Annotated in this window: 13 protein-coding genes and 1 rRNA gene; 5 read left to right on the top strand and 9 right to left on the bottom strand. The window is 65.6% G+C overall.

Annotated elements, in window-relative coordinates; all coding sequences use genetic code 11:
* Positions 1-65: 65 nt before the first annotated feature.
* Entirely contained in the window at positions 66-260 is a 195-nt protein-coding gene (locus tag ACFW2Y_RS00420) for a hypothetical protein (RefSeq protein ID WP_384871271.1), read from the top strand.
* 339 nt (positions 261-599) lie between these two features.
* Here ACFW2Y_RS00420 and ACFW2Y_RS00425 read toward each other — a convergent pair whose 3' ends face one another.
* Entirely contained in the window at positions 600-2,543 is a 1,944-nt protein-coding gene (locus ACFW2Y_RS00425; RefSeq protein ID WP_384871273.1) for a hypothetical protein, read from the bottom strand.
* Positions 2,544-2,642: 99 nt separating this feature from the next.
* Positions 2,643-4,622 (bottom strand): N-6 DNA methylase, encoded by a 1,980-nt coding sequence (locus tag ACFW2Y_RS00430; protein WP_384871276.1) that lies wholly within the window; start codon positions 4,620-4,622, stop codon positions 2,643-2,645.
* 776 nt (positions 4,623-5,398) lie between these two features.
* Here ACFW2Y_RS00430 and ACFW2Y_RS00435 point away from each other — a divergent pair.
* Positions 5,399-5,602 (top strand): restriction endonuclease, encoded by a 204-nt coding sequence (locus ACFW2Y_RS00435; RefSeq protein WP_384871279.1) that lies wholly within the window; start codon positions 5,399-5,401, stop codon positions 5,600-5,602.
* Entirely contained in the window at positions 5,544-5,837 is a 294-nt protein-coding gene (locus tag ACFW2Y_RS00440) for a restriction endonuclease (protein ID WP_384871282.1), read from the top strand. The genes ACFW2Y_RS00435 and ACFW2Y_RS00440 overlap by 59 nt, the downstream gene beginning before the upstream one ends.
* Before the next feature lie 34 nt (positions 5,838-5,871).
* Here ACFW2Y_RS00440 and ACFW2Y_RS00445 read toward each other — a convergent pair whose 3' ends face one another.
* The 4 genes from ACFW2Y_RS00445 to ACFW2Y_RS00460 form a co-directional block, all read right to left on the bottom strand.
* The gene (locus ACFW2Y_RS00445) at positions 5,872-9,636 is read right to left on the bottom strand and encodes an AAA domain-containing protein (protein WP_384871285.1); all 3,765 of its coding nucleotides are present in this window, start codon (positions 9,634-9,636) and stop codon (positions 5,872-5,874) included.
* On the bottom strand, positions 9,633-10,049 hold the full coding sequence (locus ACFW2Y_RS00450; protein WP_384871288.1) for a hypothetical protein: 417 nt from the start codon (positions 10,047-10,049) through the stop codon (positions 9,633-9,635). The genes ACFW2Y_RS00445 and ACFW2Y_RS00450 overlap by 4 nt, the downstream gene beginning before the upstream one ends.
* Before the next feature lie 223 nt (positions 10,050-10,272).
* Complete coding sequence (locus ACFW2Y_RS00455) at positions 10,273-10,686, bottom strand: HNH endonuclease (RefSeq protein ID WP_384871291.1); 414 nt, start codon at positions 10,684-10,686, stop codon at positions 10,273-10,275.
* Positions 10,687-10,737: 51 nt separating this feature from the next.
* Positions 10,738-12,804 carry an ATP-binding protein gene (locus ACFW2Y_RS00460; protein ID WP_384871294.1) on the bottom strand — a complete coding sequence of 689 codons (2,067 nt, stop codon included), beginning with the start codon at positions 12,802-12,804 and terminating at the stop codon, positions 10,738-10,740.
* 366 nt (positions 12,805-13,170) lie between these two features.
* Here ACFW2Y_RS00460 and rrf point away from each other — a divergent pair.
* Positions 13,171-13,287: ribosomal RNA gene (gene rrf, locus ACFW2Y_RS00465) — 5S ribosomal RNA — on the top strand.
* Positions 13,288-13,346: 59 nt separating this feature from the next.
* Here the strand turns inward: rrf and ACFW2Y_RS00470 are convergent.
* Positions 13,347-14,324, bottom strand: a complete 978-nt coding sequence (locus ACFW2Y_RS00470) for a BsuBI/PstI family type II restriction endonuclease (RefSeq protein WP_384871297.1) — start codon at positions 14,322-14,324, stop codon at positions 13,347-13,349.
* Complete coding sequence (locus tag ACFW2Y_RS00475) at positions 14,325-15,872, bottom strand: Eco57I restriction-modification methylase domain-containing protein (RefSeq protein WP_384871301.1); 1,548 nt, start codon at positions 15,870-15,872, stop codon at positions 14,325-14,327.
* 635 nt (positions 15,873-16,507) lie between these two features.
* Here ACFW2Y_RS00475 and aspS point away from each other — a divergent pair.
* On the top strand, positions 16,508-17,824 hold the full coding sequence (aspS, locus tag ACFW2Y_RS00480; RefSeq protein ID WP_384871304.1) for an aspartate--tRNA(Asn) ligase: 1,317 nt from the start codon (positions 16,508-16,510) through the stop codon (positions 17,822-17,824).
* Between the two features lie 63 nt (positions 17,825-17,887).
* Here the strand turns inward: aspS and ACFW2Y_RS00485 are convergent, their stop codons facing one another.
* Complete coding sequence (locus ACFW2Y_RS00485; protein WP_384871307.1) at positions 17,888-18,670, bottom strand: hypothetical protein; 783 nt, start codon at positions 18,668-18,670, stop codon at positions 17,888-17,890.
* Between the last annotated feature and the right edge of the window lie 13 nt (positions 18,671-18,683).

An 18,683-nucleotide genomic window follows, 5' to 3' on the forward strand; every position in this document is an offset into this window, starting at 1 on the left:
CGCCCGCCCCCGCCCCGCTCCGGCGGCGGCAGGACGGCGGAGCAGAGAGGAAAGGGACGAGCGCGATGTCGGAGGAGAACCCCCGCAGGGGGACGAACGGTCAACTGGGTGCGACCGCCGCGCTGCTCGCGCTGGCACTCGCCGCCGCCAACGCCTGGCTCTCCGGGGCCGCGCTCGTTGCCGTCATGACGATCGCCGGGCTCGGCTTGGTGGCTTGCGCGGCCAAGGCGGGAGCCGGCATCGCCGCGCGCAGACGATGAGCGACGCCGGCGCCGTGCGGACACCGGCCCCAAAAAACCACTCAGGGGCCCGACCCGCTCTCGCGGATCAGGCCCCTGACCTGGTCTTACTCTGTCGGGGTGGCGGGATTTGAACCCACGACCTCTTCGTCCCGAACGAGGTTCGGTCAAGATCGCTACCGGGTCAGATGGGAATCTTCCCTGGCCAGAGGGGTGGAGTGGGGCGGTCTCGCGTGGCCTGGGCAGGCTTTCGGTGGAAGATCATCTCCCAGATTTCTCCCAGACGGCGGCACGGCAGCGTGTGGCGGAGACTGCGCGCTGCATTGCGTGAGCAAGTTTGCACGGCACAGGCCGATCGGGCTATTTGGCGCTCGGCGGCTTCGGCCACGCTGTGCCCTGTACGGAGGCATCGATGACATCACCGAGCCGAAGCCAAGCAGTGGGACCGGCGTATGAGGCCGGACTGCTGGCGAAGCGGGACCATGCTTCGTCGTTGTCGCCGAGCGCGGACAGCACGACCGCGGCGACGGCCTTGTGGGCGCTTCTGCACCGGTCGCCCCCGACCGTGAGGACCGTCCATGCGGGAAGGGCGCGTATGAGTTCCGGTGTGCAGTCCTGCAACTCCAGCACCAGCCGAGCCCATGTCTCCCGGAGATGGGGACCTCCGCCAAGATGCCTGCGCAGGTTTGTGGTGATCCGAGACAGCGCCGTCTCTGGTGCGGAGTGGCGTGCCAGGACATCCGAGAAGGAGAGCTTCGGCCGGTACGCGTGCGAGGCGAAGGAGAGCAGGGCCTTCTCGACGAGGGTGTCATTGCCTGAGTGGCGGTCCAGATAATCGAGCAGCACTTCTTCGGAAGCGCGGCTCAACTCGGCCACGGTGACCTGCTCGGGATCCCCGAGTGCCGACTTGCGTGCTGCCGTGGCGGGATCGCCCAGGATCCGTTCGATGGCGGCGCGCATCTCGGTGAGCTGTTCATCGTCGCGCTGCTGGGCGAAGTCGCGGAGTTCCCACCGGCTGCGGGAGCGCGGACGGATGTGGCGAACCACTGCACGTGCTTGGTCTTTGACCTCCTCTGATACGTGCGGAAGGTGCAGCAGCATGGCGTGCAGCCAGCGCAGGTTCCGGGGGGTGGGGCGGCTCGGCTTCGATTCGGGCTCCCAGAGCCGCAGGGCCTTGACGGCTGTGGCCGCGAAGCGCTGGCCGAGTGAGGCGAGTAACTCGTCCGACGCGAGCCAGGTATGTGGTTCGCCGTAACGAGGCTTCGCTTCAGAAGGGGCCAGGATGTACCGCCAGGTGCCGTCCGCTGCGGATTCAACCCAGGAGACAGCGGCACGCAGACCGTAGTCCAGCTCGTCGGTGGAGTCTTCGAAGGTGCTTTCAACGTGCTGACGGCTCTTGGGCCCCAGCGCTTCGAGCTCGTCGGCGAGACGGGAGCGCACCTCCTGCTCGGTCATGCCGTCCCTCATCATCCGGCACACCTGCGTCATCAACTCGCTGGCGGCGAACCTCGACAGGTCATCGTCGGCGACCTCCTCCAGCAAGGAAGGCTCGACGTCCCACGGAACGGTGCCGAGTAGGTGCCTACGGATGATGTGGTCGGCGATGCCGTCTTCGGCCCACGCAACCAGCTGCCGGTGGCGTCGGGTGTGACGCGTCACCACGTGCTCCCACATGGTCTCCCAAGCGTCCCTGGCAGCCATGTACTTGTCGAACCACTCCATGACGCCGTCCGCTTCGGACCGGTCAGCATGGCTGGGACGCGGGCGGTCCGGGAGGAGGCCGAGTGCGGCGAAGAACACTGCATCGTGCAAGTCGGTCTCGCGAAGTATCAGCTGCGCGGTACTGGCCTCCTTCAGGAGCTCCGGCGTCATCGGCTGCCCGTGTGGTCCACGACCCTGGAGCTCGGCCACGATCGCCTGCGCCAGCGCCTCGCCACATCGTTCGCGGCCGAGGACGCCGAGCTGCGGCACGGAGCAGCGCCTCAGCGTTTCCTCGCGGAGCGCGTTCGTGCAGGAGGGGTGGCCGATCGCCGCAGCGGCCAGACGCATTGAAGGGCCCAGGTACGACGGGCTCTCTTTCTGCAAGTCGCTGTCCACAGCGGCCTGGAGCATCCACTCGGGAGCCGAGTCGCTGAGGGCACCAAGCAGCAGCGCCAGCAGGAGGTCGTCGCGGTCGCTGCCTGCAGGCAACTCCCGCGCCCTTTCTGCCGCCATGCGGATGGGAGGAGAGCCCGGGGCGGCCTGCGAGGCGATCACATGCAGAAACGCGATGGGGAGCCTGGAACACGCCTCGTCACTGGTCATGGAATCCCCCGGGTCGGTGTGGCTGGACTCCCTATGCTGGACCACGCCACTGACAGTTCGTGGCCCAGCTTGGGAAGCCCTCGATGTTCGAGTGCTGATCTATGAAGCCGGCAGGATTCCCTTCAGTGCGTCACTGTGGATCTTCTGCGTTAGCGTGAGCTGCTCTCGCAACAGTCGCTCGTGTTTGTCCAGCCGCGTCATCGCGTCGGCGATCGCCTGCTGTGTCCCGAGATCAGGCAGTGCGACCGGCAACTTGCCCAATACGTTGAGAGAGATGGTTTTCATGGTCATACTCCCGGTGGAGTGGGACTCAAGCCACTCACGCGCTTCCGGGCTGCGGAGATACGCCGCGAGATAGTCGGCGTTGAGCTCGGCGGGGGGCCGAAGCATGAAGCAGCCGGTTCCGCAGACCCAGCCCCGTTGTTCCTCGCGGACGACAGCACATCGCCCCAGCTCTCCACGGCGTGCCAGCACCATGTCACCACGGCGGAGGCGAAAGCGGTCCAGCCCTTCCGCGTGCTGCTCGGTGATGTATCGGATGTTCGCCTCACTGAAACCGTTGCCCGTGAGGTCCTTGGGCATCACGACGGGCACACCCGCGTCCACGTAGTCCTCGGCGCGGATGAGGCTTCCCGAAGGACCGGCGAGGAGCAGACCCGGCATTGAGTTCTCGAACCGGTCCGTTGTGGCGCCACTCACGATGTCCCGGAGCGGCACTCGCGGATGTTCGATTCCGCTGCGTGTCAACCGCTGACACATGGTGATGCTCTTCCGGACGCCGACGCTTGATTCGGATGTGGCCAAGCCACGCCGATCCAACTCATCGAGCGTACGGTTCATGTCCAGTACCGTCGCCGGGTGCTCCCGCTCGGTGTAGACGTACAACCGAGGGTCGAGACTGCCGTCGTGTATGAGGATTTCTTCGTGTGTGACCGAACGGGAGAATCCTGGTTCATGGGCCGTTGTTTGAGGGGACCGCTGCCAGGCGTGAAGCTGGCTGCTGATGCGCCCCCGCTCTTCTGCGGTCAAGGTGCGCGGTCGCCGAGGCAACTGCGTGCCGAGACGGCTGGCGTCGATGAAGAGGACGTCATTCGCATGGCCGACCGGCAGGTGACGGGACTTGTCGCGGGCGAGTACCCAGATGTGCACGGGGATGGACGTATGGGGAGCGAAGAGATTCGGCGGTAGCGCGATGATGCCCAGGAGCGCGCCGCCAGCGATCATCCTTTTACGGATCTCCGCCTCACGACCGCTGGACCAGGCGGCCCGCGGCGGCATGATGACCGTCGCGAGCCCGTCCTCGCTCAACCGGGCCCATGCGAGCTGAAGCCAGGCGAAGTTCGCATTGGACTCGGGCGGCTGGCCGAAGGGCCACTCGATGGCATGAACGTCCTCGATGTGCTGGTTGAACGGCGGATTGCTCAGTACTCGGTCGGCAAGGCCGGCACCTCGGCGCTGGAACAGAGACACCGAGTCGGAGGTGTCGACGATCGGCTGGTCCACTCCGTGGATGGCGAGGTTCAACGTTGCCAGCCGCGGATTGCTGCGATCCGTCGCGTGCGCCTCGAAAGAATCACCGTCGATGCGGCCGGCCCCAGCGATGTGTTGTGCCGCGGCCGCAAGTATGCCGCCGGTACCACAAGCAGGATCAAGGATCCGATCTCCGGGTTGCGGGGATGCGGACTCGACGAGCAGGCGCACCACCTCACGCGGCGTGTAGAACTCCCCCGCTGAAAAGGCGCCTTCCTGAACGTGGCGTTCGAGGAGGAGCCCACCGACTTCCGGCAGACTGGCTTCGGCCAGTGTCGGGCGCTGAGTCAGCGCGGTGAGGAAAGCGGCTGCCCACGGTACGTCGTCGGATGCCTCGCCACCGTCGAGGAACTCGACGTCCAGCTTGTGGATGTCAGGCACAGGGAAATGCGGATGCCTGCTGGCGCTCCTCATCGCAGAGCGCAGATCCATCAGCGGTGAGATGCCGATTCGCGCCTCCGAAACCGCGCGGGCCCACCGCTGGACGAACTCGTCTTCCGGTTCGCCCACCGACTCGACGAATCCTGCAAGCATCAGGATCGCGAGCATGGACGTCAGGTCGCCGAGAGTGTTCCGGCCTCGCTGGAAGGGCGCGTACGCTCGCCAAAGCCGGTCAACCACGTCCGCGGCGAGGCTCTCCGTCCCTCTGGTTTCCACGTGTAGGTCTCCTAGCTCTAGACCGGACTCAGTTGTCTGGCGACTGCCAACGCTGTCACGGCAACAAGGATCAGCAGGCACAAGCGCAGTGTCATGCCTGTGCTCTGCATCGCCTTCCCAAGTAGCTCGAAGAACGCTTTCACTCTGCGGTGCCCCTGCCTTCGATCTTGAGCCAATATGTGCGCACTCTCATTGCGCAGGTCCCCGTCTGTGACCTTGGTCGCGCCGAGCGGCGTCAGGTCTGAGATGGAGATCGAATAAAGAGGAATCTAGCAGTAGCAAGCGGAGAGTGTGGGTCGGTTAGCTCCTCGTCGAGTGAAGGGCAGACTCTGCGCAGCAAGGCTGCGCAGTGACATGGAAGTGAGATGGCTGCTCACGGGCGCGCATGGGGAAGTGTGGTGCTTGTCAGCCAGTCGCGGAGGCGGCCCAATGTGTGATGCAGCGCACAGGGCTGACCCCCGGTGGGTGGCCGCTGGAGCCGTGTTCGGCTCGTGATGTTCCGCAGATCGCGGACGGCTGCGCTCGGTGCGCGTTCGAGTGATCTCGGTGCTGGCTGACGGGAGTAACTGGGGAGGCGGGACATGCATACGGACCGAAGAGTCCGCGAGCAGGACCGCCTATGGCGGCAGGCTGACCGGGTCGAGCGCGGGCGACGGACGCTCGCGGAGATGGGCGCGATGACCGGTACGGAATTCGAGGAGCAGGTCGCGGCCCTGTGCCGGAGGAACGGGTGCACCGGCGTACGTTGCGTCGGCGGCGCGAACGACAACGGCGCTGACGTGGTCCGGCCGTCTCCCGAACGGCCGGACCACGGTGATTCAGTGCAAGCGCTGCGCGCCGACCAGGGCGATCGCGAGCCGCGAGATGCGTGATCTGCTGGGGGCCAAGGTGCACTTCGGGGCCGATCTGGCGGTGTTCGTGACGACCACGCGGTTCAGTCGGCCTTCCGAAGCGTTCGCCGTACAGCACAGCATTCTCGCTGTGCACCGTGACCACCTCGGGTTGTGGAACAGCGGAGCCTTGCTGCAGTCGCTTGGCGAGGTGAACGGTGGCGGACAGGGCGATCCTCGGCACCGAACGGGTTGGAGGCAGGCGTACGGAGAGTGAGAGCCCCGCCCCGGATCAGGGAGCGGGGCCTGGCTCACCGCTGCTGCCCTTCTGTTTCGTACAGCCTCCAGGCCGGCCATCGAGCGGCTTCGACTTCGCCGTCCCCACTGCCCAGCAGGTTCCGCCGGTGCAGCATAAGCCGGAGGTGGCGCGCCGCGTCGGCGCCCTCTTCGACCCCTCTGTCGAGCAGCACAGCTCTAGTGGCGGTGTCGCCGACGCTTCCCACCAGAGCGTCCGCCGGATGCCCGTGAACGGTCTTGCCCAGCGTGACGGTGGCTCCCGCCTCGCGGGAGAGGACCTGGTACAGACGTTTGAGGAGCACGTCTTCGCTGCTGTCACGCGGGGGCACGCCGTCGCGCTCCGCGGTCTCCAGCAGCGCGGCGGCCACGCCTCCCCGTTTCCGCCAGCGCTCCTTGTCTCCCACCACGATGAGGTGACTTCGCGCTCGGGTGACGGCGACGTTCCAAAGATTCAGCTGTCCGCCGACCCACTCGACGGCACCGGGGTGCATACCGTCCCCGGCGACGAGGGTGAACACCATGACATCGCGTTCACCGCCCTGGAAGGTATGTACCGTACCGATGCGCAGACGCTCCTCGTCGTACGGTCGCAACCGTCTCCGCAGCGCTTCGGCTTGCGGCGCGAAGGGAGTGACGACGCCGACGGTGGCTTCGGGCGGCAGCTGTTCCAGCAGGTAGTTGACGCTGTCGTGCGCTTTTCGGATCTCGTCTTCGTTGACCCAGGAGCCACCGAACGGGGGGCGGGTGGCCCGTCCGGGCACGTCTGTCCAGATGACGGCGTGACGCGGCAGAGCGGGCCGGCCGCGGGTGTCGGTGAGGACGGTCAGTCCGCCATCGTAGAAGAGGTCGTTGGAGATCGCTGCGATGTGCGGGTGGCAGCGGAAATGCTCGTCGAGAAGCAACGTGCCGCCCGCGGAGCGTTCGGCGGCGTGGAAGGCGGAGTGGCGCCGGTAGGCAAGGCGGTGTTTCTCAAGCCATTCGGACCGCAGCCCGTTCCCGCGGCGAATGAGCGCCTCGCGGTGCGGGCTCGTCTTCGTGATGTGCGTGAGTTGCATGGGGTCGCCGATGACGAGGGCGCGCCGCGCGCGGAAGAGCAGCGGCAGGACATGCGGGATCGCGCACTGGCTGGCCTCGTCGATGACGACGAGATCGAACAGGGCCGGACCGAGAGGGAAACGCCGGGCGGAGAGGCTGGTGACGGCCCACCCGGCCACCGCAGGCGTATCCGTCGAGCCGTCTGAACCGGCCAGAACCCTCCGCATCTGCGGCCAGTCGCTGCGACTGCCGTCCTGAGCGGTCAGCAGGTCGAGAATGCGACGGCGCCCAGCTCGAGCGGCGGCTTGCACCGTGGTGGCGAGGAGGGTGCGTGAAGCGTCCTGAACGCTGTTCTCGGCGTCGCGCAGTGCGCACGCGAGCGCTGTGTCGTCCACGGAGCCCGCGTGCTCGCGCCCGTCACACCATTCCGTCTCGGCCGCGGCGAAGCCGGCGAGCGCGAGGCAGCCCGCGACGGAATCACCGTCGTGCCCGTCCAGACCGACCCTGTGCAGGAACCGGGCCCGGCGCCACGACCCGAGGAAGCGCGCGCGGGAGAGGCGGCGCGCCTTGTCCTCCAGTTCCCTCGGCCGGGGCAGACGGCCGAGGAGGTCCTGGAGTTCGGCGACGGTGATCCCGAGCTGGTCCGCGTGGTTATCGCGGGCCTCGCCTGCTCGGCGGAGCCGCAGCTCCGTCTCCGCGATGTCCGCCAGGTCCCGCCGTACTTGTGCCAGACGGTCGGCGGCCAAGGCGGCCTCCACGGACGCCGTGGCCACCGTGGACGACGGTTCCGGGCCGGTGCGCAGTGCGTGCAGCGCGGCGGCCTCGTGCTCCGCGTTGCTCTTGGCGTTCTTCCGCGCCGAACCCGTCCGTACGATGCTGCCTGGCACCAGTGTGTCGCAGCGGCGCCACACCTCGTCCACGGCTTCGTTGTTGGTGGACGCGACCAGTACGGTCTGACCGGCGGAGATCGTGGTGGCGACGAGATTGGCGACCAACTGACTCTTGCCGGTGCCGGGCGGCCCGGTGGCTACCGTGAGTCGGCGGGTCATGGCGGACCGGATCACCGCGGTCTGCGCCTCGTTGCAGGGCAGTGGCGTCACGAGGCGCGCCGGTTCGGGCTCCGTGTGGCCGAGGGCTCGGTCACGCTGCGAGGCTTGGGGCGCGAGGGCCCCGAGGGCGGTCTTCTCGATCTGGTCGGTCCGCTTGGCGATGTCGGCGAAGTCGTTGAGTAGACGCTTGGTGAAGCCTGTCTGAGGGCGCGCCGAGAAGAGGACTGCGGTGTTGCGCGCGCCGTGGCCGGGCGTGCGGACGTCGATGCGGTCGGCGAGTTGGTCGGGCTGGAGCTCCTGCACGCACGGCAGCTCAAACTCCTGCGTAAGAAGGTTGCGTACCTCCAACGCCATGCGGTCGTGCTGCCCTCGATGCCAAGACGGCTGGAATGTGTCGATGAGCTGGGTGGCCTCCTCCTCGCCGAGCCAGTCGAGAGCCAGCTGAGGATGCGGCTGGACCGGACCGTACGGCTTCAGCCTCACCTCGCCCTCGCCTTGGACGATCTCGACACGGCGCACCAGAAGCGGCGCGAACTTCGGGTGTCGCCAGGGGCGTCCGGAGCGCGGCCCGGTGAGGACCACGGCCGGGTAGCCCGCCCAGAGCTCAGCGTCCTCCTCGGCCGCCGAATCCACCAGCGCGTCCGCTTCTTCGGGGAGCGCGGTGCATCCGTCGTCGTCCACATCGCCTGAGATGAACCTCTCCGCGCCGTCCAGACATACGTACGACGTGTTCTGGTGGCCTACCTCCATCAGAGGCGTCTCGGCGCTTTCGGCCAGAACGCACTCCCGGTAGTAGTCCAGCAGCCCGGCCCAGGCGGGCGGTGCATGAGGGGACTTCGTGGCGTGCGGCTGCGGCGGCTGCTCGGCGCCGGGGCGGGGTCGCGGACTCAGAGGATCGAGGGTGGGGGCCCGGCCGAATGGACTGTCCGCGATGACGATTCGGTCGTCGACGCCGAGCGCGGAGTGCACCGGCACCTGACGGCCACCGTCCTGGGCGCGCATTCGCCGGTTCACATAGTGGAACAGGTCGCTGACCTGTACCGCGCTGCCGCCGTCCTTGCTGACCTTCCCCGTGCGCAGCGCCTCGATGACCTCACCGGTGAATGCCGACGGCTTCACGTCATCGCCGCCGCCCGCGTCAGCGAACGAGTCTTCCCCGGCCCGCGAGGACGACAGGACGTACACACCCCTGCTGGTCAGCGGGGGCTGCTCGCCGGACTTCGCCACGGAGCTGTCAGGCCGTCGGTCCGATGTGCGCAGCCCCATGGCGAACCCGCCGCTGCGACAGCAGTCGATCATCACGATCTTCTGTGGTGCGACGCACTCTTCCAGCGAATCATTGAGGAACCCGGCGCTGACAGCGGTCGCGGCCACTCTGTCGTAGTCGGTGTCCTTGGCGACGAAGTGGAACTCGCCGCCGTCACGCACCGTGCGTACACCATGCCCGGAGACGTACACGAGGGCGAGCTCGTCCTCGTCGCGATCCTGAAGGAACTCGCCGATGACCGACCGCATGTCGTCTGCGGTGAGATCTGATTCTGTCTGGACGGAGACGAAGTTGCCGATGTTGCGGTGCTCCAGGACCTGGGCGAGTCCCCATACGTCCGCTCGGACGGAGGCGAGTGGCGAGAAGCGGCCGTCGTCGTAGTGCTCGTTGCCGATCAGAAGAGCCCGGCGCTTATGGAGGCGGGTCACGCCGCGCTGTCATCCGGTCCGGGGCCGTCATCGTGAGAGACCCGGTCCTGGAATTCGCGGACCATGCGCTCCTGTGCGGCGTCGGGGCGCCCGGTGATCTCGACGGAGTCGCCCGCGATGGTGACCACGACCTTGCGGTGCCGTTCCTTGGCGCACCACTCCTTGATCAGGGTGATCAGGACCTGGGACGCCGGGCGAACGACAGCGGCAGTGGTAGCGGCCCAGAGAGCCACCTCGCCGACGCCCGTACCCTTACGGTCCGGTTCGGCGGGCCCTTCGGCGTCATGAAAGCCGGCGACGAGACCGTCTGCTCTCACCAGGCTGTCATGCAGATCCCGGGTGAGGCGCTCCTGCCGGAGTGTGTCGCCGCCTGTGGGCACGGTGAGTGTCCACAGCGGTCCCCCGTCGCGCATGTGCTGCTCCTCACGTTCACCTATTTGCTTGCCCGGTCAGTCCGTTCAGCGACTTTGGCACGAGGACGTTCGCCGGTGATAGCCGGGGTCGACGGGAAAGGCGCCATCCGGCCACCTCAAGCGCTTTGGAGGAGCGGGGTCTCAGCCACCGACCGGCGTCTCTTCGGGCGATTGCAGGCATCGAGGTGGGAGAGACGTTCTGCCAGCATCCTTTCGGCGCTGCTCAGGAGTGAGACTTGCGGATGTTGCAGATCCAATGGGTCGCCTGCAGGTTCTCGGCTGTGTATGCACCGCTCTCCGCGACGGACTTGATGTGGTCATCGGAGCGGATGGTGTACGCCGGGGTCCAAGGCGAAGGAGTTGGCCGCCCAGGAGCAATATGCTGAGGTACTCCGTGCACAAGCTGGCCAGTGGCAGGAAGCGGCAAACCTGAGCGCGTACTGCATCGCCCTGGAGCGCCGACTGGAAGAGGAGGCCGGGGAAGACGAGGCAGCGGTGGCCTCGGCGCGAGCGTGGCTAGCCTGGGCACGCCGTTACGTTCAGAGCCTCGACCCACTGACCCGTCTACCCGCCATGCCCTCCGCTCGCGAACCGAAGCCCGAGGAGCTCGCGCCCTACCTGAACGGCTGGAGCCCACACGGCCCCGAAGCGCACCGCGGATGGGGCGCTCGCTGAGGAGAGATCCGGGCTACTCGCTGGCGGTGCGCAGAGGAAGGCGGATACGGAACGACGCGCCCCCCAGCTCCCCGTACGCGTCGGCCACGAGATCCCCATCCTCAACCACCGACCTCCTGCCACACATGCCAGCAACGGCATCACGGACGACTGTCAGGCCGAGTCCGGCGCTCTCGGTCCCCGGCCCAGTCACACCCGGACGCCACATGTGTGCGACGTCGACGTCGACAATCCCCGGACCTGAATCGGAGAAGTCGAGAGCCGCGCGGCCCTCCTCAACCCGAGTCCGGACCTGCACGGCTCGATCACCCAACAGATCGCCGGCACGCGCGAATGAGCTCATGGCATTGGCGGCCAGATTGAAGACGATCGCCTCCAGGTCCGATACCGCGGCCGCGACACGGACCGGCTCGTCCCAGTACTTCTCGTTGATAGAGATGCCGCGTCGCTCCAGCTGGGGGCGTACCGCGCCCAAGGCACGGCTGACCACTTCATTCAGGTCGACGATGTCAACGCGGAAGCCATCTGACCGGGCCGCTCGCGTAGCCATTCCCACAAGGTCGATCACCCCGCGACCTACTTCGCTGGCATCGCTTCCAGCTGCTGTCTCACGCCCAAACGCGGAAGCAAGGATCCCAGCAGTGGCGAGGGACCGGTACAAGAGGTGCTCCGGTCGCATCGCTGGCAAGGGTGCCTCGTCGCGCTGCGCGGGCAAACTCGGCACCAGCGTCAACAGCTCCGGCTGCGGTGCCGTGTCCCAAGCCCTACGGTCGTCCGCCGAGCTCCTGGCTGCCTCTGGGCGGTCAGTGATAGGGGCAAGCGCAGGCCGCTGGGCCGGCGAAGGGCGCTGAGCGGGCGAAGGAATCCCTAGCTTCTCACCGTCTCGGATCCTCTTTCGTTCCCTTGCTGCCCACTCCGTGGCGCCTCGGGCAAAATCGCGGAGTTCAATGAATGCGGCGTTCTCCTGGAAGCCCATCCGGTCTGTCTTCGGGATGAGAAGGCCATCCGGGTCATCGACCGATACACGCCCGATGCTGTTGTTGGTGGAGGGCCGAAGTTGCGGGTTACGAGCCCGCAAGAGGTTCAGGTCTAGCCAATCGAAGCCGGGATCGCCATAGGGATGCACACGCAACCCTCGGTGGAAGAGGTGAACGCCACCAACAACCTTGAGCCACGGACGCAGAGCAGCAAACTGGTTCTTCGAGCCCCGAAGTTCGAACGAGCGCTTGTCCAACAGGAACATCCACAGCTCGAAGGACGCCGCCGGCGCCTGGTACCTCAGTGGGGGCTGGAGTCGCCCCTCGCGGCTATCCGGCGCAATGTCGACGTGCTCCCCTCGGGTAATTGCGCGGCCTTTCCAGTCATAGAGGACGGTACTCGCGTACCCCTCTTCGTCGAGATTGGCTTCGAGCTTGTATTCATACTCGTCGAAAAAGCTTCGATTGACTGCGTCCGAGACCCGATCGAACTGGGGCGCGATGAGCATCGCGGTGAAACCTGTGTCCTCGTCATTGAAGAACCCGGTGAGCAAGCGCATGGCACGAGCAAGCCGATCCATCTGCTCCTTGTCGAAGCCCTGCCGCAGCTGATGCACAGTCAATGAGGTGCCGGGCTTTTTCGATGTTGCCTGGGTGACAACCGTGAGCTCGACCTCTTCGACCGAGCCAACCGAGTCGTAGTCAGACCAGTCGATGACGAGCCTGTGCTCCACGCCAGGCTCGCTACGCGGGCGAGACAGCAGCTCCACCCGGCGCCCAAGGCGCAGTGCCGCCAGGCGACCCAGCCCCTTCTCGCCGATGCGACGCCGCTTGGAGCGGCTGTCCGTTGCACCGGACTTCTGCGACCTCCCGATGAGGAGGAAGCCCTCGCGAATGTCCTCGGCCGTCATACCGTCGCCATCATCCTCAACCACAAGGGTGCCGCCGGCTTGGGTGGCATTGTGGAGCTGAACGATGGCCTTCGTCGCATCCGCGTCGTAGGCGTTGCGGACGAGTTCGATCACCCCGAGGTCGGGGTGCGGGATCAGCTCCTCCCCCAGGCGGATCAGGATCTCCGGCGCAAAGCGCAGATGCGTGTTCAAGTGTCCTCCTTCGGGCCTCAGATCCGCCCGCGTCACAAGATCTCGGGAGGCACGTAGCGTAGCCACCTGCGCGCAGAGCGCAGGCCGAGTGGCTAGATAACCTCGCTACCAAGCGGCACACTTGGCCGGTTCTCACCCATTGCCGACACACGGACCACGACCGTCTGGCCATCACCTGCCGCTTTGCGGACTCCCGGGAGCCGGGAGGCGACCAGCCCATCGGCCGGGGCCGGCGCCGTCACCAGCCGCCTCCCCGCCAGCCCTGTCGGCCTTCGCGGCGGTACAAGCCAGGTGCACAGCGGCCACTATTCGCCTGTATACTCAGCCAGCGAAAGTGCTTCTACGCTAGGAAGCGCTCACCAGATTTTCGGTGACCATAGCGGCGAGGAAACGCCCGGTAACATTTCGAACCCGGAAGCTAAGCTTGCCAGCGCCGATGGTACTGCGAGGGGGAACTCGTGGGAGAGTAGGTCGTCGCCGAATTAGACTTGAAGGGGCCGTTCCGCAATCTTGCGGAACGGCCCCTTTTCTTTGCGTCGATCCTAGCTGTACGGACCCAAGAAGCGCTCGCCGTTAAAATGAATCAGGTGTGTGGGGTTATCCGCGCACCAGACATCCGTCTCCCAAGCAATTTCCTTCAGGTACTTCCGCAGCTCAGCGCGCGACGGCAGTGCCGAGATGAAGACGAGGCCAGCCGATGAACCTCGGAAGAGCTCGCTGAGCTCCCTGTGCCTTTTGGCATCCACCGGGCCATGGGAGGACGCCGCTTCAATCAGGACGAGCCAGTTCCGATCCCGAAGAAAGACAACAACGTCCGGCATTTTTCCGTGCGAATCAACCTCGACACCGAGCTCCGCGAGTGAACCTTCTTCGAAGATCGCCCATTTGTTGTCGGCATCACCGACATAGAGCACCTCACCATTGGGCGTGTACCGCTCGCAGAACTCGTTTATGATCTGCACGATCAGGGTGTTCTGACCACCGGGGCTGAGGTCAATCTTCTTTCCCCCGGGAAGCTGGACCGGGATCCTGTTCATCTCCCGCTCCCGCGCGTACAACGCCTGAAGACCGGGGCGCTCTGCAAGGTACTCGGCAAGCCGCTCATCGAACCCCTCCTGCCCGAACGATGTAATGAGGTCATGAGCAGCGGGCTCTATCTGGTAGCACCACTTCGGCGAGTTCACCGGCCGGTCCGGCTGATCGGGATTCTGCACAACGAGGCCAGCATCGACGAACTGGTGCAGCGTGAACCGGCGGATCGTCTCGCGGCTGTTTGCAGCGTAATCCTTCTCGTAGGAGTCGCGCAGCCACTGCATGATCTGCACAGTCCGAAGCATGGACCTTTCAGCTTGCGTCCAGTCCTGATCAGGGCCGAGTTCTAGAAGGGCTAGGAGCACATAGGCCGAGCGCTCATTAGAGCGCTCCGAGTCGAAACCAAGAAGCTGGAGAAGCCTGCGGGCCTCCGTAAGCTTATTTTCACGCGCGCCTCCATCAAATTCAATGACGGTCTGCTCAGTCATTTAGTTTTCAGTCTCCGCTTTCTCGATATTCCGCTCTACGACTTCGTCGATCTTTTCCTGTCCCAGCCAGACGCCACTATCCCAGCTCCGCCCCATTTCGGAGAGCTGCTTTCTGCTTGGATAGCGAAGGTTTCGCAGGTCTGTAGCGTTTACCTGGGTGTGGCCGCTGAACCGTCGAATGAACCGGTCCAGTAGTGTTGAATTCAGCCACAAACAAAGGCCCCTCGCAACGTCTTCAGGCAAGCCTTCGCCGCCCTCGTGGAAGACGTTTACATGATTCTCAAACCCAATCCTGTCGCAAGGAGCCTGGCTCGGATCGAATACGGCAGCCACCACGCGACGCTTCTCCTCCTTGGAGGATAGGCGCTTCACTACGACGTAATATCCACGGGGGAACATCATCTTCTCGGTTTCCCCGTTAAGCATGATGGCATTATTCTTCTTCGCACCCGGGACGGGCCATGAAATCCCCCCCTCGCGCATATGCAAGGGATAGATCAAAGGAACAGACCCAGGGACGGGGTCAGGCCGGAGATGCTCCTTACTGCGGAAGTCGACCACACGTCCAGTAGAGACCTGACAGTGAAGCTCGGCAAGGGCGGCCGGCAGGCTGGCATGGGCCTGCGCAAGCTGCGTGTCCTCTTCGTCAGCGCTGATGTGAATAAAGAATTCTCGATCCTCCGGGTGCACCATTTCCGCATAACGAACACTGCGGCTTCGAATCTCGCTCGAGTAGCTCTTGCTGGTTGAAACCGTTACGGGACCGCGGTCACTTGCGTCGGTGCGCGTCGCCGAGAAGATGACGTTCTCTTGCAGTACGTCAGTGTCGGCGAAGACCTTATTGCGAGCTTCGAATACATGCACATGGTCGAGGTGCATTCGATCTAGGAAATATTTCCGGAACGGACGGAAGTAGGGTCCATTAGCAAAGCTCCGAGGCGTGATCGCCGCCAACTGGCCGCCAGGCGCCAGCAGATGGACACCAAGCGCCATGAAGGCCGAGTAAAGATTCGACGTCTCGGTGCATTTCTCGGTGACCGCCCTGCGCTCTCGCGAGTTTGCAGCCAGTTTCTTGTAGGGCGGATTCATGATCACCAAGTCGAAACGCTCTCGCGTCTCGGCGAACAAGCCTTCGTCCTCGGTAGCCCACGCGATGAAGTCGCCAGGTACGAGGTTCACCTCGACGGAACCGCCTACTGCCTCCGCCGTGCTGACGCAGTCGGCGAGCGTGGCAGCCAGAGTTGCATGCAGCTGCGGATCCACCTCGCATGCCGTTACCGAGATGTGCGACCGCGGTTGCTCGCGCAAGATCCGCATGACAAGGGATGCCGTGAGGGAGCCGGCACCAGCACCAGGATCCAGAACTCGGATCGTCTCAGACGCTTCCAACCTGGCGAGGGAAGCGATGAAGTCCGCGGCAGGGGCAGGGGTGAAGTACTGACCGAGCTTCGCACGCTGCTTAGCGTCCAACGCCGAGGACGATTCCTGCCTGCGCGCTTCCGTACGGATCACAAGATCCGTTACCGCTGCTGGTGTTCCTGTTGCCATAGACACAGCCTAGCCAGTAGTGGCTCCAGCCCTGCGCGCCTGTGGATAACGCGAGGGGGTGGCTGCCGTCCGTGACGGGCCAAGGGGAGTGGGTGACGACCTGAGCGGGCTTCGAAGATCATGAACAACCAGTGGCTCCTGGCGTATGGGACGGTCATTCAGCGGGCGCTACCGGTGATCTGCGCCGCGCTGGCTTCGCGCCCCTGGGCGTAGCGGTCGTGGACTCTCGTGGCGCCGCGCCCCGCTCGCTGCGAAGCCCGAGCAAGGTGACGATCCAGGTTGGGCTAGACGAGGGCGTAATTCGGCCAGGCCGTGCGCCATCGCCGTGATTGCGTTGCGGGGGACTTTCAGGATCCCTATTCTCGTGGGCAACGCGTAGACGGAGACGAGTAGCCAAGGATCACGCGAGCAGAGAGAGCCGCCGGTAGCTGGGAAGGTGGACTCGTGCCCGAGGTGAAGACCCTCCTGAGCGCGGGGAGGAACGGCTCCATGGCCCAATGCCCCGCCGGTTCGCCCCCGTCACTGGGCTGAATGAGGTCGCTGCCCTCGGGTGGCGGCGAAAGTGCGGTGGTACCGCGAGTTCCCTTCTCGCCCGCACTCCCAAGGGATCATGACGACGCCCCTGGAGGGCTGCGATGATCCACACTACGAGCCGCGTTCTGACCTCTGACCTACGCGGCCACATCGACCAGACCGTCTCTGTCTCCGGCTGGGTGAATGCACTCCGGCTGCAGCGCAAGATGCAGTTCGTGATCCTGCGCGACCACTCCGGCATGGTCCAGGTGACCCACAAGCGCGACGGCGGCCCGCTGGAGGCGGTGCTCGAGTCCCTCACCCCGGAGTCCGCCGTACGGATCACCGGACGCGTCGTGGACGCGGCCCAGGTCAAGCTCGGCGGTCTGGAGCTCGTCCCCGAGTCGGTCGAGGTGCTGAACCTGGCCGAGACGCCGCTGCCGATCGACGAGCTCACCGGGCCCGAGCACCGGCTCGACTGGCGGTTCCTCGATGTCCGCAAGCGGGAGACCGCGCAGCTGGTGTTCGCCGTGCAGACGACCCTCGAGGAGGGACTGCGCGAGTACGCCATGGAGCATGGCTGCACGGAGATGCACACCCCGAAGCTGATGGGGACTGCCTCGGAGTCCGGGGCGGAGGTGTTCAAGCTCGGGTACTTCGACCGGTCGGCGTACCTGGCGCAGTCGCCGCAGTTCTACAAGCAGATGGCTGTGGCGGCCGGCATCGACCGGGTCTTCGAGATCGGGCCGGTGTTCCGGGCCGAGCCGTCGTTCACCTCCCGGCACGCGACCGAGTTCACTGGTGTGGACGTGGAGTTGTCGTGGATCGACGGCGTTGAGGACGTGATGGCCTTCGAGGAGTGGATGCTCGCCCACGCCATCGCCAAGGTCGCCGAGGTCCACGGGGAGCGGATCCGGGAGGTCTTCGGGGTCGAGGTCACCGTGCCGGAGACTCCGTTCCCGCGGATCACGATGGCCGAGGCGCAGGAGGTGCTGCGGGCCGGTGGGTGGGACCCGGAGGGGCTGAAGGAGGACCTGGACCCGGACGGTGAGCGCAGGATTGCTGCGCACATGAAGGAGCAGACGGGTCACGAGTTCGTGTTCATCACGCACTACCCGGCAACCATCCGGCCCTTCTACCACATGCGCCCGGCGGACCGGCCGGACCTGACGCTCAGCTTCGACCTGCTCTGGAAAGGGCTGGAGGTCACCACCGGGGCCCAGCGCGAGCACCGCTCCAACGTCCTGCTGAAGCAGGCCGAGGACAAGGGCATGAACACCGAGCCGATGCAGGACTACCTGAACATCTTCCGCTTCGGGTGCCCGCCACACGGCGGCCTCGGCGCCGGCCTGGGTCGGATCCTGATGGTGATGCTCGGGCTGGACTCCATTCGCGAGGCGGCCTTCCTCTTCCGCGGGCCGAACCGCCTCACCCCCTGATCGCGGCCGGGCGTGCCGCTGCCCCCGCCGCCGGTCTGGCAGTGGGGGCAGCGGCAGGGGCGCTCAGTAGCGGGTGTGGCCCAGGTCGAGGGTCCATGCCTCGGTGGGGTTCTTGTCCCAGTGGGACCGGAGCGCCAGCTCACGCTCGGCGTAGCGGCCCTGGTGGCACAGGCCGCCATGGGACAAGGTGACGCTGAGGGCGAGCGGGGACTCCGTGGTGACCCAGTGCGGGGTCAGGGCGTGGCTCCACAACTGGTCACCGGGGTGCATGGTCACGGACTGCCGGTCCGTCTCGTCGTGGGCCGGCGGTTCCTCGGCTGTGGTCTCACCGAGGACGGCGGCTTCGGCCGACAGGTGCTTGTCGGGGTTGTGGTAGCTGTGGAAGGTCTTGGTGCCGTGGACCTGCCAGACGAGGCCGTGCGAGTTGTCGTTGTGGTACGTGGAGGTGGCCCCCTGCGAGGACAGGAAGAGGATGGGCGCGCACCGCTGCCAGGTGAATCCCTGGGAGGCGAGGTACGTGCGCCAGGGGATCATGACCTCGTCCTGGAAACCCTCCAGGAGTTCGCCGTAGAACCGGGAGAGGTTGAAGTGCACCAGGCGGAAGGGCCAGGTGATGATCTCCTCGACCGGGGCCGTCCGGAAGGCGGCAGTGCGGTCCATGCGGACCTGCCAGTCCTCCTCGCCGAGGATGGTGAACCGCACCTCTTCGTCCTGGCGGATGTGGTCGAGTATGTCGATGGCGGGCATGAAGAGGTAGTCGAACGGGACGTGCAGGCGAAAGTTCGGCGGCTGCCTCCAGCAGGCGGTGAAGTTGTGCGGGTCGGTGACAGAGACCGGTGCGTGCACGATGGCTCCCTGG

The organism is Streptomyces sp. NPDC058877 (assembly GCF_042742855.1).
In the GTDB taxonomy this organism is placed as follows: domain Bacteria; phylum Actinomycetota; class Actinomycetes; order Streptomycetales; family Streptomycetaceae; genus Streptomyces.

Bases quoted from the DNA above. Each gene is read 5' to 3' on its own strand.
- ACFW2Y_RS00420 (WP_384871271.1), top strand. From the start codon at position 66: ATGTCGGAGGAGAACCCCCGCAGGGGGACGAACGGTCAACTGGGTGCG.
- ACFW2Y_RS00425 (WP_384871273.1), bottom strand. From the start codon at position 2,543: ATGACCAGTGACGAGGCGTGTTCCAGGCTCCCCATCGCGTTTCTGCAT.
- ACFW2Y_RS00430 (WP_384871276.1), bottom strand. From the start codon at position 4,622: ATGCTCGCGATCCTGATGCTTGCAGGATTCGTCGAGTCGGTGGGCGAA.
- ACFW2Y_RS00435 (WP_384871279.1), top strand. From the start codon at position 5,399: ATGGGCGCGATGACCGGTACGGAATTCGAGGAGCAGGTCGCGGCCCTG.
- ACFW2Y_RS00450 (WP_384871288.1), bottom strand. From the start codon at position 10,049: ATGCGCGACGGGGGACCGCTGTGGACACTCACCGTGCCCACAGGCGGC.
- ACFW2Y_RS00470 (WP_384871297.1), bottom strand. From the start codon at position 14,324: ATGACTGAGCAGACCGTCATTGAATTTGATGGAGGCGCGCGTGAAAAT.
- ACFW2Y_RS00475 (WP_384871301.1), bottom strand. From the start codon at position 15,872: ATGGCAACAGGAACACCAGCAGCGGTAACGGATCTTGTGATCCGTACG.
- aspS (WP_384871304.1), top strand. From the start codon at position 16,508: ATGATCCACACTACGAGCCGCGTTCTGACCTCTGACCTACGCGGCCAC.